This window comes from Zobellia sp. B3R18 (genome assembly GCF_018860715.1).
In the GTDB taxonomy this organism is placed as follows: domain Bacteria; phylum Bacteroidota; class Bacteroidia; order Flavobacteriales; family Flavobacteriaceae; genus Zobellia; species Zobellia russellii.
Map to the genome: position 1 here is coordinate 78,317 of NZ_JAHKQG010000005.1, position 17,385 is coordinate 95,701.

Here is a 17,385-nt window from a genome sequence, read left to right on the forward strand (position 1 = left end):
CTTACAGAAACCTGTAAAAGGAACCCAAATAAAAGTAATAAGTTGCAAGAGGTAAATATTGGTGATGCTAAAATTCTGGAGAGTGTTATATATAGAGAAGTACTCTGCATATCTTGAACATACATTAAAAACGTTCTTTAGTGTCAGGTTTACCTTTAACAAAATAAATTATTTTATATTTAATGTTCCAAACTGACCGTTACAATTAATGATTCATAACGAAGATTCTAGAGTAAAAATCCCCTCTATATTACATCTGATTCAATTGGGCTATCAGTACTTGTCGTTGAAGAAAAACAGGTGGGATGAAAGCACTAATATTTTTACTGAAATATTTGAAAAACAGATAGCAAAAATTAATCCTGGCCTTTCTGTAAACGAGATTAAGAAAGTATATGATGAAGTGTCTCTTTCTTTAGAGAACGAAGATCTAGGGCGTGTTTTTTATCATAAATTGATAGACCAATCAGGGATAAAGCTAATCGACTTTGAAAATTTTGAAGAAAACAACACTTTTCATGTTGTAACGGAATTGCCATATCAAAAAGATGATGAGTCTTTTAGGCCGGACATCATTCTTTTGATCAATGGGATGCCTCTAGTATTCATTGAGGTTAAAAAACCAAATAATAGGGACGGTATTTTAGCGGAGCATAGGCGAATGAGAACTCGTTTTCAAAATAAAAAGTTCCGAAAGTTTATAAACCTCACTCAAGTCATGGTGTTTTCCAACAACATGAAATATAGCGACGAGGATACTCAAATGTTAGAGGGTGCTTTCTATAGCACAACTAATTATCATAAACCAATCTTTAATTATTTTAGGGAAGAAGAAACTTTTAAGCTAGAAACTATACTAACCCCTTTAAATGAAGAGGAAGAGAACTTTGTTTTAAAGGACACCAACTTATTGAGCATTAAAAACTCTAATGAGTATATATCCAACAAAAACCCAAATACATCCACCAACTCCATATCCACTTCACTTTTTCAGAAGGACCGTTTAAAATTTATTTTACAATATGCTTTCGCCTATGTAGAGGAAGAAAAGGGATTGGAAAAACATGTAATGCGTTATCCACAGCTTTTTGCTACAAAAGCTATAGAAAATAAATTGGAAAACGGGGTTAAGAAAGGTATCATCTGGCACACACAAGGCTCGGGTAAAACGGCTTTGGCGTATTTTAATGTAAAACACCTGACTGATTATTATCAGAAAAAAAATGTCATTCCAAAGTTCTACTTTATTGTAGACCGGTTAGATTTATTGATTCAGGCATCTAGGGAGTTTACAGCTAGAGGTTTAGTGGTCCATAAAATAGATTCAAAAGAATCCTTTTCTAAGGATATTAAGTCAACCGAAGTAATACACAACAATTCAGGGAAGGCGGAAATTACGGTAGTGAATATTCAAAAGTTTAAGGATGATCCGGATGTTATCAAAAACACGGATTATAATTTAAGTATTCAACGCATTTTCTTTCTAGATGAAGTTCATAGGAGCTATAACCCTAAGGGTAGTTTCTTGGCTAACTTAGAGTTAGCAGATATTCATTCCATTAAAATAGGATTGACCGGTACGCCATTATTGGGTTCTGAATATAATTCCAAGACCCTTTTTGGAGATTATATTCATAAATATTATTACAACCTTTCTATTAAAGATGGGTACACCCTACGTTTGATTAGGGAAGAGATAGAGACCAACTATAAGTTGACTTTACAACAAACCTTAGAGGAAATTAAAATTCTTCAGGGGAATGCAGATAAGAACAAGGTTTACGCTCACCACAAGTTTGTGGAGCCCATGTTGGACTATATCGTAAAAGATATGGAACAAGCTAGGATTGCTATGAACGACAATACAATTGGAGGTATGGTGGTTTGTGACTCTTCCGACCAAGCTAAAATGATGCTCGAAATATTTGAGGATAAATATGCGGAAAACACAGAATCCTCTTTAGACATGGCTGCTGAGGAACGTGCATCATATGGTGATAAAAAGATGGAAGCTAGTGATGTGAAAAAAGCCCAGACCATTTTGTATGATGTTGGTACAAAGCAAGATCGTAGAGATTGGGTGTCCGATTTTAAAGTTGGAAAATTAGATTTGTTATTTGTTTATAACATGCTCTTAACGGGTTTTGATGCCAAACGTTTAAAGAAGCTTTATATAGGTCGTAAAATAAAGTCGCATAACTTATTGCAAACCCTTACGCGTGTCAATAGAACCTATAAGAACCATAAATATGGCTTTGTAGTTGACTTTGCCGATATTCAAAAAGAGTTTGATAAGACCAACCAAGATTATTTTAATGAACTGCAAACTGAACTTGGTGATGAGATGCAGCATTATACAGATTTATTTAAATCGGCCAGTGAGATTAAAGAAGAGATAGAGGGTATTAAAGATGTACTTTTTAAGTTCAATACTGAAAATGCCACTGTATTTGGGGAGCAGATTTCAGAAATAAACGAACGAACCGAAATACGCCAAATTGCCAAAGCGCTCAATAGTGCCAAAGAGTTATATAATTTAATTCGTTTATCTGGTAATTTTGAATTGTTGGAGAAACTAGATTTTAAAAAATTGGCGGTTTTATCTAGGCTCACTAATGATAGGTTGGCGCTGATTAATACAAGAGAGGCATTAGAAAATAATGTAGGTACAGACAATATTCTGAACACGGCTTTGGAAGATGTTATTTTTGCCTTTACAAAAGTGAAGGAAGAAGAAATGGTACTGGCAGATGAGTTGAAAAATACTTTGCAGCGCACTCGTGAAATGCTAGGAGGTAACTTTGACCAAAAAGACCCGGTCTTTATTTCTTTAAAAGAAGAATTAGAACGACTCTTTAAAAAGAAAAATCTTAGTGAGGTCACCAAAGAAGAAATGGAAGCCAACATCAAAGCCTTAAATGCCATATATGATAGTGCTAAAAAGCTAGAGCGTGAAAACCAATTGCTTAGAGCTAAGTATGAGTATGACGCCAAATATGCTCGCATTCATAAACGATTAATGGAAAAAGACCCTTTAACGGATAGTGAGCGTAAATTGTTCGATGCATTAATAGGCTTAAAGACGGCGGTAGATAAGGAGATTACACAAAATTCTAAAATCTTAGAGAATGAGAGTTATGTGGAAAGGATGGTAATGCGTTTAGTCGTTAACCAATTTAAAAATGAACAAAAAATTGCTATTAAAACTGCTGATGTTAAACGCATTAATAGGATTATAGTTCGTGAGTACATAAATGAACACAACGGTTACGTTGCTTAATAGAAGTTAAAATATTAATTGTCGCAAAATATACGAGAGTTCAAAAAAAAGTAAATGAGTAAGGATAGTCAAATAGTAATCTATCAAGATAAAGATTCTGGTATTACAATAGATGTAAAACTAGAAGGAGAAACTATATGGCTAGACCAATATCAACTTGAAGCGCTGTTTGATACCGATAGAACTTCTATTGGTCGTCATTTAAGAAATATATATAGTTCTAATGAATTAGATAAAGAGGCAACTAGTGCAAAAATTGCACAAGTTCAACAAGAAGGAGAAAGAGAAGTTAAAAGGACAATAAATGTTTATAATCTTGATGCAATTCTTTCCGTAGGTTATAGGGTAAATTCTAAAAAAGGAACTGCTTTTAGAAAATGGGCAAATGCTATTTTAAAAGATTATTTAGTTAAAGGCTATGCGCTTAATGAAAAACGATTAGCACAAAAAGAACAAGAAGTAAAGCTACTAAAAGACGGGATTCATATTTTAACTAGAACAGTAAGCAAAGCCATAGAAGAAAAGGCTTCAGATAATATAATTTTAGAAACCTTTGCTAAAGGCTTAAGCTTGTTAGATGATTATGATCATGAAGAATTAGATGCTAAAGGACTAACAACAACAGAAGCTAGTTACCCAAGTTTAGACGATTATCAGGAGATAATTAATCAAATGCTAACGGAGTTTGATTCTGATGTCTTTGGAAAAGAAAAAGATAAAAGCTTCCAGAGTTCTGTGGCACAAATAGCAAAAGGATTTGGAGACGACGATTTTTACCCAAGCATAGAAGAAAAGGCAACCATGCTTTTATATTTTGTTGTAAAAAACCATTCGTTTGTTGATGGTAATAAGCGTATAGCAGCCGCATGCTTTTTGAAGTTTTTACAGCAAAACAACATGCTTTTTAATGACCAACAAGAACCCATTATTAGTAACGATACCTTAGCCAGTTTAACATTGTTTATCGCATCTAGCAAACCAGACGAAATGCAAACCGTAACACGTTTGGTAATTAGTGTATTAAACAGAAACAATAGCAATTAAAAAAATACAGAATTAAATATAATGACAAGTACCACACAATTTGAAACCCAGACCAAAGCACTTATAGACGAACTTAAAAGTGTTTGTGCTCAATATGGTCTAGGAAATGATGGAAACGAATTTAAAATAATTACTCAAGTATTTCTATATAAATTCTTAAACGATAAATACGTTTACGAGCTGAAACAATTGGAACCAAGTTTGGCAGAGGCCGAAAATTTTGACGAAGCTTTAAGTAAGTTCTCTGAGGACGAGTTGGAATTGTTAAGTATGCAAATAAGCCAGAATACGGCACGTATAGCGCCCGAAAACTTCTTGTCCCGTTTATTTGAAAAGCAGAACGAAGCAAAATTTGCAGATACTTTTGACCAAACTTTAATGGACGTTGCTAAGGCTAATAGTGAAATTTTCTCGGTACTTACCCAAGGGGGAGAAAAAATAGTCTTGTTTGAAAATTTAAGCAAATATGTTTCTGATAATAGAGATGCATTCTGTAAAGCCTTAGTTAATAAGCTAGTTGGTTTTAGTTTTGAACATATATTCACGCAGAAATTTGACTTTTTTGCCACTATTTTTGAGTATTTAATCAAAGATTACAATACCAATTCTGGTGGAAAATATGCCGAATATTTTACACCACATGCTGTAGCCAAAATCATGGCAGCTTGTTTGGTAACTGGAGACGATGTAAACAACGTAACCTGCTACGACCCAAGTGCAGGATCGGGAACCTTGTTAATGAATATAGCCCACGCCATTGGCGAAGATAAGTGCACCATTTACTCGCAAGATATCTCGCAAAAATCGTCTGCCTTATTGCGTTTAAATCTTATTTTAAACAATCTGGTACATTCCATACAAAACATTATACAGGGCAATACTATTTTAAGTCCGTATCACAAACAAGACAACGGACAATTAGAACAGTTTGATTATATTGTGTCTAACCCACCATTTAAGCTAGATTTTAGTGATTACAGTGCAGATTTAGACAGTAAAGCCAATAAAGAACGCTTTTTTGCAGGCATACCAAATATACCTAAAAGCAAGAAAGACTCTATGGCTATTTACTTGCTGTTTATACAACACATTATGCACAGCTTAACAGCCAAAGGTAAAGCAGCTATTGTAGTACCAACAGGTTTTATAACCGCACAATCTGGTATCGATAAAAAAATTAGACAAAAACTAGTAGAAAGTAAAATGCTGGCAGGTGTAGTATCTATGCCCTCTAATATTTTCGCCACCACAGGAACCAACGTGAGTATTTTGTTTTTAGATAAAACCAATACTGAAGATGTGGTATTGGTAGATGCCTCTAATTTAGGCACTAAAGTAAAAGAAGGCAAAAACCAAAAAACCGTTTTAAGCGAAGCAGAAGAACAACAAATTATAAAGGTGTTTAATGCGAAAGAAGCCAAAGACGACTTATCTGTTGTGGTGTCTTATGACGATATAAAAACCAAAAACTACAGCCTAAGTGCAGGGCAATATTTTGAGGTTAAAATTGAATATGTTGATATTACTGCGGAAGAATTTACTGCTAAAATGAAGGGTTTTGAAAGCAATTTAGAAAGCTTATTTGCCGAGTCTAAGAGTTTGGAAAAGGAGATTCAGAGTAATTTGAAAGGGTTAAGATATGAGTAGAGTTATAAAAATTTCAGATATAGCTATACTTAATAAGGAAACTTATAAAAAAAACGAGTTGCCTGAATTTCTAAATTATTTAGATACAGGAAACTTAACTCGTAATAAAGTTGAAGCTTATCAGGAATTAGAAGTTTCTAAGGATAAAGTACCCAGTCGTGCACAAAGAAAAGTAAGTGAACATTCAATCTTGTATTCAACGGTCAGACCTAATCAAGAACATTATGGTTTTATTGAAAATGCTATTGACAATTTAATCGTTTCAACAGGTTTTACAGTCATTGACGTTATTGATAAAGAGGTTTATCCTAAATATTTATATTATAAGTTAATTCAAAATCATATCACAGAATATTTACACACTATTGGAATGAATAGTGTTTCTGCTTATCCTTCAATATCTTCCAAAGACATTGGTGCTTTGCAATTTAAAATTCCAAATTATTCAACCCAAAAACAAATAGCCAAAGTCCTTTCCGATTTAGACGCCAAGATAGAAGTCAACAACAAAATAAACCAAGAGTTAGAAGCGATGGCAAAAACGCTTTACGATTATTGGTTTGTACAGTTTGATTTTCCAGATGCTAATGGTAAACCTTATAAATCGTCTGGTGGTAAAATGGTTTATAATGAAGCGTTGAAACGTGAGATTCCTGAGGGTTGGGAAGATGGTAAATTAGGCGATTTATCTACAAGAATTGGTGATGGATTGCATGGAACACCAAAATACGTAGATGATTCTGAATACAGCTTCATAAATGGGAATAACTTAAAGAATGGATTTATTTCTATAGATAGTGAAACGAAGAAAGTTAGTGCCGAAGAATACGAAAGAAACTTTAAAGAACTTAATAGTAATTCTATTTTATTATCAATTAACGGAACATTAGGTAATCTAGCAATCTATAATGATGAAAAGGTTATGTTAGGTAAAAGTTCGGCATATATTAACTGCAAAGAGAATTACAGGTCTTATTGTTATGAATACCTAAATCAGAATCATATGCAGAAAGTTTTTTGGAATATGGCTACAGGTTCTACAATTAAAAATTTGGGGTTAACCTCTATCAAAAACCTTAAAATTTTAAAGCCCAAAGTGGATTTGATTTTGAAATTTGAAGAAATGACAAAGAGTATTGTCGATAAAAGAAAAAATATATTTAACGAAAACCAAAAACTCTCAGAGCTTAGAGATTGGTTGTTACCTATGTTAATGAATGGGCAGGTGCGCATAGTGCATTCCCATGCAGATGGGAATCTTGGTGAGGTAGAGCAGGAGTTGGGTATGGTTGCTGAGGAAAGGGTTAAATACGATAGTTTATGAGGTTAGCAGCTGTTTTTATTGAAAAACGTGATAACAAATATGGTGGTTATACATTAAATTTTGGAGGTCATTTTAATTATAAAGTAAAATTTGGTGATGGAAAAACTAGGATAAGTCGTAGGAGAAATGAGAATTACATAAATAACTTTTTTGATTCAACCAATACAGTTACAAATGTTTCAGCCATTGTAGGAAGTAATGGTAGTGGGAAAACAACAACTATCTATGAGGTATTAAGACTTTTGAATAAGGATTTTAAACCTGGTTTTGCTTTTTGGGAGGAAGGAGATACTTGTTATTTTAACCATTATAATTTTAACATACCCCCACCTATTTTAGAAGGCGATTGGAAGGTTAAATTAGAACAAATAAGTCAACAAGTAGGAACTATTTATTACTCACCTTATTTGGATTATAAATTAGAAGCTTCAGGAATAGATATTAGTGCAGATAGATATCTACGAGAAGATTTGGTAAATATTGATTCAACTTACGATGCTAATAATAAAATCATTATTTCCGAAAGGTTGAAACGAGCTGATTACAAGAGGTTTATCAATTTTCAGAAATCTAAATTTTCAAGGAAAATAACAGAAAAATATGGTTTATTTAATGATGATTTATATAGGGTTGTATTTACTAGACATAGGATAGATAGTGATACTACTAATGGATTGAATTTTGAAAATACACCCCGGGATTTTCGTAACTTCTTAAATGAACTTTTCTTAAAAATAAGGCATGAAGATAAATCTCTAAATAGAAATGTGTCTTCAAAGAAAGAAAGATTTGAGTTAAATAAAATGCAATTTAAAAACATTTTATTAATGGATATTTTTTGTCTTTTGATTAAATTAATGGAAAGACAAAATATTTTTTTGGAAGAGGGACATTTTGATGATGAGGAAGAATTAAACAATTTTTTAAAAACTAACCCTGATGCAATATCTCAACTCAAGTTTTGGTTAAATAATTATAACTTTTCTAAAGGAAATCTGCATCCTCTTCCTAATGAAGAAGTGATTTCTATTCTGAATTTCTTATATGAATATATAGATGAAATAGAATATTCTAACGCTGATAGTTATTTTAGCTGGTCATCCAAATCACTCTTTTTTGATGAAGATAAACTTGATAAACTTTTAGATCTCAATGAGAATTTACTCGTAGCCTTAAACAAATATTATTTACAAGAGAAAATTAATGAAAGGCATGCATTTCAATCAATGAGTGATTTGCAACATTTCGCTAACCCCGAATATGCACAAAGGAGACTGAGCTCTGGAGAAACTGCTCTTTTAAATTTATACAGTAGAATTTATGATTATTTTTCTAGACATATTCTAAATTATCCTGTTGTAAATAAAGAGAGTTATTATATATTATTTTTGGATGAAGCAGATTTGGGTTATCACCCGATATGGAAAAAATCTTTTGTAAAATCTATAATTGAATTTTCAAGAGACTTTTTTAAAACGTTAGAATCCAAAGTTCAAATTGTTTTTACAACACATGATGCTATCTCTTTAAGTGATATTCCAAACTCCAATGTTACATATTTACAATCTGGTGGCGAAGACCGAATTTTAAGTCATGATAGCCCTTTAAGACCTAAAACAACTTTTGCTGCAAATGTCAATGATTTACTGGGACATTCATTCTTTTTAGATAATTTACTAATAGGTGATTTTGCTAATTCTAAAATTGAATATGTTATAAAGTGGATAAATGAAAATCGAAATAAAGAGAATGATTATAATCCGGATGAGTTTAGTGATATTAAAAAAGTAATCAGCTTGATTGAAGAACCCGTTTTAAGAAATAAACTTGCAGAGATGCTTAGTGATATTGAATTAGATAGTGACTTTATTGCAAAAATGATTGAAAAACAGACAGATTATCTTAATGATATTTTAAAGAAAAACTAATTAATGATTTTTCTAGATCCGTATAACCCAAATATTATAGAAGCAAGAGAGCTGCATGTCAAAAGGTTGCTGCCAATAGTTTTGGACCGAGTCAGTGTTTTACCTAATGGAGATTTAAAGAACTATTTGAGTAAATATAAAGTTCGAAATATACTAACTGATTTACCAGATAAGTTAGTGCATCATCACCATGAATGGTTGAGTACCGTTAGTGGTATAAGTGTAATAGAATGGCAGGATTTTCTCGTAGCAAAGGGAAAACAATCAAAATCAAGAACTACTGCTCAGAAAGCTCTTATAAAGAAATATGTGCCAATTCTCGGTCAGATACAATCAGTTTTTAAATACACTAATGGCTTTGCAAGAAAATCATCTAAATATTCCGCATATAACTTAGCAGAAAAGTTGAACAGCAATACTTGTGTGTATTGTAATAGAATTTACACGAAAACAGTAGTTAATCCTTCTAAAATTACAAGACCAGAATTTGATCATTGGTTTCCAAAAGGCACTTATCCAATATTGGCATTATCTTTTTATAATTTAATACCGAGTTGTCATGTTTGTAATAGCAGTGTAAAATCTACTACAATCATGGATACAAAAAAATTTTTGCATCCATATATACCAGAACAAATTAATTTAAAATTCAGCTATTGGATAGAGAGTTTAAATAAATATTCCTTTACAATTAAAAGACCTATTCCTTCTAAAGAACATAATACCGTTGTTGCTTTTAAGATAGAAGATATTTATAAAACTCATAGAGATGAGATTAATGATTTAGTCCGTTTACGAAAATTATATTCAATTGATTATTTACTTAAATTAAAAGGGCTTTTAAAATCTGTAGACAGTAATGTTTCGATGGAAGAACTCTATAGACTAGCATTTGGAACTCATTATGAAGAAAAAAACTTTTCAAAAAGACCATTAAGTAAAATGAAACGCGATATTTTAGAAGAATTAGGAATGATTTTAGAATAGTGAATGTGATGAAAATGGATTTGAAAAGGGAAACTGAAATCATAGATAAGCTCATCAAAAAAATTGTAAATAGAATTATAAGCGATACTATAGAAGAGGCTTTTAAGTTCAAATTCACTTTTAATGCAAAAGATTTGGAAGAGTATAAAGAAGGAGCTCAAGAAGCATATGAAAGAAAGGAGTTCGTCAACTTATTTGAGAAGTTGGAATTGATGAAAAACCACTGTTTATATTGGTTTGAAATTGAAGACGTTCAGCAACGTGCTAAGCTATTAGGTTTATTGAACGACTATAGAGAGAATAAGAAATATAAAGGGTTTAGAACGGTGCCGGCAAAAGCTCTTAAGGCATATTCAGGATCAACAGGTAATATTATTTATTTAGGAATTAGAGCCGGAAAGGGTGAAAAAACAAAGAAAAAACATTCTAACATAGCAGAACGTATAAATCAGCATTTAGGTTACTATAATACAAATGCGACACAAGGTCTACAATTGAGTAGTTATGCAAGCGGTTATGATATAAACATAATTTTGAAAGTTTTTGAATTCAAAAATTTGGGTGATGATTATCTTAAACTCATAGAAAAATCGGTCGCGAGACATTTTAAACCCCACTGCGGGAGACATTAAAATGTTCAACAGTTTATACAAATTATATAGAAACAATAGTATTAGGCATCCACTGGAGGATTTTAATACTGAATCTTTTGCGGGCATTCTAAAAATGCACCCTGATATTTGTGCTGCTTTTTGTTCAGGATTCTTGAATCTGCCAGAAGAGGAGTATTCAGTTGATACACAATATTTTCAAAGTATACCCAATGACTCTAATTGCTTTATAGACTTAGTTTTTATTGGCGACACTAATGTATGCTTTGTAGAAAACAAAGTTGAATCTTCAGAAGGTGATAAACAGTTGGAACGTTATGTTAAAGCATTAATTAAGCATCATGATGGAAAGGGCAAGTATTTACGGTATTGCACAAAATATTCTGACCCTAAGGATAATATTAAAGGTATTTGTAAAGCTAATGTTGACTTTTCCCAATTTAGATGGTATGAAGTAGCAAATTTTTTAAAAACATATCAAAATGAGCCAGTAGTAAAATTATACTTAGAATTTTTAAAAGAACATAAAATGGCGCAAGACAACACTTTAAAGAGCGATAACCTAATCGCCATGGAAAGTATGCGAAAAACTATTGAAATTGTAGAATTTCACATAGAAAATAGCAAACCGGAATTTACCAGGCGATTTGGTAAAGTTAATTATAACAAGAATTTTAACTGGGACCAAATTAGAAATCATAATAGAATTGTATACTCAGTGGAGAAGGTGTTGCTGTCAAAAACAGGCAAGTTGTCTGAATTATTATATGGTATTGAGTTTGATAATTTAAAAATGTTTACCAGAGTTCTTGTGGATAAAGAACATGAACATTATAAAACCTTTGTTAGTTTACAACACACCTCAAACTTTAAAATGATTGAATACGATATTGGTACTGTTTTTCAATTGGAAGAGGACTTGGGTAGGTTTCTAAACAACGTAAATGCGGATAAAGAGATCCAAGATTGGTTTACGAGTAGTTTTGAGAAATTAAATGATTTCATCAGCCAGAACAAGCAATTGTCTTGGAATTTTATAGATAACTGAGTTAGAAATAGCTGGGGAACAGGACGGTATATGTGGATGTTTTAAGAGGAGCTCAGTGGAAAAAAAACAAATTATGATTGAATACCAAGATTACGAAAAGAAAGTATATCAATGGTTTATGCAGAAGCATGAAGCGGACACACAGTTTACATTTTCTGTTAGAGTAAAAGGTTCAAAAGGCTCAGAATTAGACTACTTTATTGGCACGAAGAAATCTAATTATTTTGCAACTACTTTTTGGACATTACCCGTTGCTTATCCAGGCTCATCAAGTGACTGCATAAATCTCATTTTTGATTCTAATGATAATAAATATGAGTACCACTTTGAATTCAAGCAAACGAATTCACCGCGTGATAGCCAAAATCAATCAGTTCTTAATCTTCTTAAGATTTTAGAAGGTACTCCAATTAGTACATTGAATATTAAACCAAGCGCTGAGAACAACCGAATTTTTAAATTGGAAAGCGGTCAAAGACAAGAGGTCTATACTTCTTTGGAAATAATGCTCAATGATATCGATAAAGACTTACAGGTCATAATGCCAGCTGTAGACAAAGCTATACTAAAGGAAAAAGAAAACAATGCTGAATTTGTAGCACATCGTATAACTCAAAAAGAGTTTGAGAATATGCAAAATAAGTTAGAAGTTCGTTTTATGAAGTATAAATATGTAAAGCAGGACGAAGGACAGTCTAAAACGGTTCGTGAAAGTTTCGCCATATGGCTAGACAAGGTTGAAAGTAGTAAAAAGGCACAATCTTATTTAAGGGCTATTGATATTTTAAATGAAATATTGACAACAGATATTTATACCATTAATGACATTACGGAACTTACGGAGCTATATCAAGATTTATTAGAGAAACAAAGAGAAAAAAATGGAAAATATTATTATGAAAAAGCACCTTCCTATGGTAGAGACAGATTCTTTTCTGCTGCTATAAAAGAGTTTATTCAATTTACAAAAGAAAGAAATGTTACTGCCCGAGATACACAGAAGTTAATGCCAGAAATAAAGTCACCTTTAAATTCGATTCTCTACGGTCCTCCGGGTACAGGAAAAACATATAAGACCATTGAGGATGCAATTTTTATTGCAAATCCACATTTTGATATATTACAAGATAGAAATATTCTAAAACAAGAATATAAAAGACTTGTAAGTGCAGGACAAATCGTTTTTACAACTTTTCATCAGTCTATGAGCTATGAAGATTTTGTTGAAGGAATAAAACCAGTGTTAAATCAAGAAAATAATGATATTGCTTATGAAATTCAAGATGGTATTTTAAAACTCTTATCTAATAGAGCAAAAGGAATAGCTGGTGAAGCTATTGTAAATACATCTAATGTAGATTTTAGAAACAGCAACTTTTTTAAAATGAGTCTAGGTGGTAAAAACCGTAAAGATATTCATGATTGGTGCATTACTCATAATAAAATTGCCTTAGGGTATGGAGGTAAAAATAATTTAAACACAATACCTTCCAAAAATTGGAATACGTATAAAGAAAATTTCAAAGATGCTTTTCCAGAACTAATAGAGAAAACAGCTTACAGTGCAACTGCGACATATGCTTTTAAAGAAGTAATGAAAGAGGGTGATATTGTTTTGGTCTCATTAGGGAATCATATTATAGATGCTATTGGGGTTATTAAAGCCGATTATAATTATTCTGCAAATGAAGGAATTCCTTATCATCATTTTCGTGAAGTTGAATGGCTTGCTACAGAATTAAACGCAAACCCAAATTTATTCGTAGATAAAAATATTTCACAACAAACTATCTATCAATTTAACAATGATGATATTAAAATAGATTATTTAGAAAGCATGTCTCCTAAAAGGTCTACGAAAAATTTAAATCAAAACTATGTGTTAATAATCGATGAAATCAATAGAGGTAATGTATCGGCCATTTTCGGAGAATTAATAACGCTATTGGAACCTGATAAACGTTTAGGAGCAGCTGAAGAAATAAGAGTAAAATTACCTTATTCTAAAGATGAATCATTTGGGGTGCCTTCTAACCTTTACATCATTGGTACTATGAATACCGCAGATAGAAGTGTTGAAGCATTGGATACGGCATTGAGAAGAAGATTCGTTTTTCAAGAGGTCATGCCTAAGCCAGGTCTTTTAAAGGACATTGAGTTTGAAGGGTTCAATCTTAAAAAGGTTTTGAAGACAATTAACCAGAGAATAGAAGTTTTGTTAGACAGGGACCACACCATAGGACATTCGTATTTCATTAAGTTAAAGAGTGGAGATACAGAAGGACTTCTGAACGTGTTTAAGAATAACATTATTCCATTGCTTCAGGAATACTTTTATAATGATTATGAAAAAATTGCCTTGGTTTTGGGGCCGGGTTTTGTAAAGGAGAAAGAAGTCAAAAAAAACATTTTCGCCAATTTTAAGAATATTGAAGTACCTGAAATGGACAGGGCCTACGAATTGATTCGGTCAGTTGATGATATAGAAGAAGCTGTAGGCTTGTTATTGGGAATCACAAATGAGTAAGCGAAAAAACATATTGCGGGTTTTTGAGCATAGTAAATTGCATTATGGTAGGGAATATAACGGAGTTGTTTTTAAAGAAAAGCACTTTAATGCTCTAGCTAAACTTAATCAACTTCATAATAATGAGTATTTTACCCTAATCCATAAAGGGGTTAAATTTTCACAATATGTTGGGGTCATTCAAATAGATGGGCTCACAATAGAAATCCTTCCAAAAATAGATGGAGGTTCTTCAAAGGAAGATTTATGGCAAAAAGTATTGATTGATATGCTTCGTGCTACAAAACGTTTAAAAGTAAATAAGGTTGGTCACGCAAATGTAAATAAGCAGCAAGTCCATTTGTTGGATATCTATTTTGAATGGTTTTTGAATGAGGTTCAGATATTAATCAGGCAAGGACTAATTAAGCAATATAGAATTAACACCGGAAATGTTAAGTTCTTAAAGGGAAAGCTGGAATTTGCAGCTCACATAAAGCAAAACTTAATCCATAAAGAGCGTTTTCATACGTCTCATCAGGTGTATAACCATGACCACCATATTCACCAACTTCTATCCTTAGCATTGAATATTATTGGGCAATTTTCGTCTGGAACACATTTGTATTCTAAATGCAAAACCGCTCAGGCCAGTTTTCCTGAAGTTTCTAATATTAAAGCAAATAAAGACACCTTTGAAAGGTTAAGTGCTAACAGAAAGACGCGCCCGTATAAAACTGCATTAGATATTGCCAGGCTGATTATACTAAACTTTGCTCCCAATGTATCTAGTGGTAAAGAGAAGATGCTTGCACTGTTGTTCAACATGAATGATTTATGGGAAGAGTATGTTCTAGTAAAATTGAAGATGCAGGCTATTGACGGTGTAGAAGTCAAAGGTCAGGAGTCAAAATCCTTTTGGAACAGGATCAATATTAGACCTGACATTGTAATCCATAAAAGAAACAAGACCTATGTAGTAGACACCAAATGGAAAAATATTGGTGGAAGTAAACCTTCCACACATGATTTAAGGCAAATGTATGTCTACAATGAATACTGGGAATCATTCAGCGCACTACTACTATACCCGTCATTAAAAACTGATAAACCTGATTTTATAGCTTTTGATGGTGATGAAATGCATAAATGCGCAATTGGAAAATTAAATATTCTTAATGGGGATAGACTTAATGATAAACTGGGTGAAGAAATAATAGAGTGGTTTTCTTGAGGTATTCTCACGTATTTTAAGCCTGGTCAGGTATGTTATGATATAAATAGAATTAGATTACCTCATATGGTTGGTTTTGATGGCACAGTCGAGCTTTGAAAGTAGTATATTCATAGATATAATATATTTAACTTAACCTAGTCTTCACCCTTCAAGTTATTTTTAAAGCAATCTATAACGAGTACAATAAGTAAGTAAAGTATTACATTATCTTTACAAGATATCACATTGTAAAACTAAAAGTAATAGCCTTATGAAGTACTTTGCCCCAAATTACCTTTCTCTTTTTGCTCTATTATCCTTTTTCTTGATAGGGTGTTCTACTGATGAATATTATACGGATAGCTCCGTGTATGATGAAATACCAATCGAGGAAACTCCTATAGAAGGAATTACCATCAACGGCGAACTAAGTGTTCCCACCTATTATTATGATAATCAGGGACCGCATAAGCACAAAGCATATAGCCTAACGGCAAAGACCGTTGGCTTTACGGAAACCTTTGAATCTGGTGCAAAAGGAAGCTATGCTGCCGGGAGTGTAAGTTTATCCCCATCTGGAGATTGGTATTTGGAAGATGCCCTATTGGGCTCTTTGGCCAATGACCGAAAGTTTGGTTCAAAGTCCGTTAGGATTAGGAATACTGGTAAATTGACTATGAGCTTTAATATGGAAAACGGTGCCAGCAGTGTTCTTGTGCGTCATGCAGCATATGGAAGTAACGGAGCATCCAATTGGAGATTGGTAGCTTCTTACGATGATGGTGCAACTTGGTACTACGTAGGAGATGCCATCACCACCAATTCAACTACATTAAATACGGTTACGTTTGAGGTTAATGATACGCAAAGCGTACGCTATGGCATATTCAAGATTTCTGGAGGGTCTAACAGAATTAATATAGACAATATTGAAGTTGAAGTAAATACATCAGGAGGTGGCAACAATCCATCTATGGATAGCAACCTTACTTTTGGTAATCCATCCGATGCAGCTTCTTCCGCTGATAATTATTTTCTATCTAAACCGGATTTTAGCTTATCATATAATAATAGCAATGGAACCGCCAATTGGGTGAGCTGGCATTTAAGTACGGCATGGACAGGTACTACTTCTAGGTGTAACTGTTTTAAGTCTGATACAACATTATCCAGTACATTCTTTAGGGCAACTACCAGCGACTATACTAATTCTGGTTTTGACAGAGGGCATTTGTGCCCATCGGCAGATCGTAATGGTAGCGAAGATTCAAACGAGAATACATATTACATGACCAATATTGCGCCACAGGCTCCGGACAATAACCGTAGGTCATGGGCTAATCTTGAAAGCTATTTGCGTTCCTTAACTTTAGATGGGAATGAAGTACATATTATTTCCGGAGTTGTAGGTACTGGTGGTACAGGTAGTAATGGATCGGCCAACACCATATCTAATGGAGAAATAAATGTACCGGACGCTTTTTGGAAAGTTGCATTGATTTTGCCAAATGGGACCAATGACATTCAACGCGTAACAACATCTACCAGAGTAATTGCAGTGCTTGTTCCCAATGATCAAAACATAGATACCGATTGGACGCAATTTAAAACTACGGTTGATGCCATTGAAAATCTAACAGGGTATAATCTTTTAGAGAACATACCGGATACCATTGAGTCCACTTTGGAATCAACCATAGATACTGAGCCGTCTGTATAGCTAGATTTAGGTCGCCGGTACAGCTTATAGTTGTACCGGCTTACCACCGGCACGCCGGTGGTAAGCCGGTGGTA

At 33.1% G+C, this 17,385-nt stretch carries 11 protein-coding genes; all 11 read left to right on the forward strand.

Going from position 1 to position 17,385, the window contains the following annotated elements; all coding sequences use genetic code 11:
- The first annotated feature begins 208 nt into the window (after positions 1–208).
- The gene (locus tag KO513_RS02715; RefSeq protein WP_215912196.1) at positions 209–3,280 is read left to right on the forward strand and encodes a type I restriction endonuclease subunit R; all 3,072 of its coding nucleotides are present in this window, start codon (positions 209–211) and stop codon (positions 3,278–3,280) included.
- A 54-nt stretch (positions 3,281–3,334) separates the two neighbouring features.
- A complete protein-coding gene (gene rhuM, locus KO513_RS02720) occupies positions 3,335–4,324 on the forward strand; it encodes a virulence protein RhuM/Fic/DOC family protein (protein WP_215912197.1) in 990 nt (329 codons plus the stop codon).
- 21 nt (positions 4,325–4,345) lie between these two features.
- Positions 4,346–5,971 carry an HsdM family class I SAM-dependent methyltransferase gene (locus tag KO513_RS02725; protein WP_215912198.1) on the forward strand — a complete coding sequence of 542 codons (1,626 nt, stop codon included), beginning with the start codon at positions 4,346–4,348 and terminating at the stop codon, positions 5,969–5,971.
- Positions 5,964–7,295, forward strand: coding sequence for a restriction endonuclease subunit S (locus KO513_RS02730; protein ID WP_215912199.1), 1,332 nt, complete (start codon positions 5,964–5,966; stop codon positions 7,293–7,295). Before KO513_RS02725 ends, KO513_RS02730 begins: the two co-directional genes overlap by 8 nt.
- Positions 7,292–9,223: a hypothetical protein gene (locus tag KO513_RS02735; RefSeq protein ID WP_215912200.1), complete on the forward strand. Its 1,932-nt coding sequence runs from the start codon at positions 7,292–7,294 to the stop codon at positions 9,221–9,223. The genes KO513_RS02730 and KO513_RS02735 overlap by 4 nt, the downstream gene beginning before the upstream one ends.
- 3 nt (positions 9,224–9,226) lie before the next feature.
- Positions 9,227–10,210 carry a hypothetical protein gene (locus KO513_RS02740; protein WP_215912201.1) on the forward strand — a complete coding sequence of 328 codons (984 nt, stop codon included), beginning with the start codon at positions 9,227–9,229 and terminating at the stop codon, positions 10,208–10,210.
- Between the two features lie 14 nt (positions 10,211–10,224).
- Positions 10,225–10,842 carry a hypothetical protein gene (locus tag KO513_RS02745; protein ID WP_215912202.1) on the forward strand — a complete coding sequence of 206 codons (618 nt, stop codon included), beginning with the start codon at positions 10,225–10,227 and terminating at the stop codon, positions 10,840–10,842.
- Position 10,843: 1 nt separating this feature from the next.
- Positions 10,844–11,869 (forward strand): PD-(D/E)XK nuclease family protein, encoded by a 1,026-nt coding sequence (locus tag KO513_RS02750; protein ID WP_215912203.1) that lies wholly within the window; start codon positions 10,844–10,846, stop codon positions 11,867–11,869.
- A 55-nt stretch (positions 11,870–11,924) separates the two neighbouring features.
- Positions 11,925–14,396: an AAA family ATPase gene (locus KO513_RS02755; protein WP_371735274.1), complete on the forward strand. Its 2,472-nt coding sequence runs from the start codon at positions 11,925–11,927 to the stop codon at positions 14,394–14,396.
- Complete coding sequence (locus KO513_RS02760; RefSeq protein WP_215912204.1) at positions 14,389–15,609, forward strand: McrC family protein; 1,221 nt, start codon at positions 14,389–14,391, stop codon at positions 15,607–15,609. The genes KO513_RS02755 and KO513_RS02760 overlap by 8 nt, the downstream gene beginning before the upstream one ends.
- 253 nt (positions 15,610–15,862) lie before the next feature.
- Complete coding sequence (locus KO513_RS02765; protein WP_215912205.1) at positions 15,863–17,311, forward strand: DNA/RNA non-specific endonuclease; 1,449 nt, start codon at positions 15,863–15,865, stop codon at positions 17,309–17,311.
- The last annotated feature ends 74 nt before the right edge of the window (positions 17,312–17,385 follow it).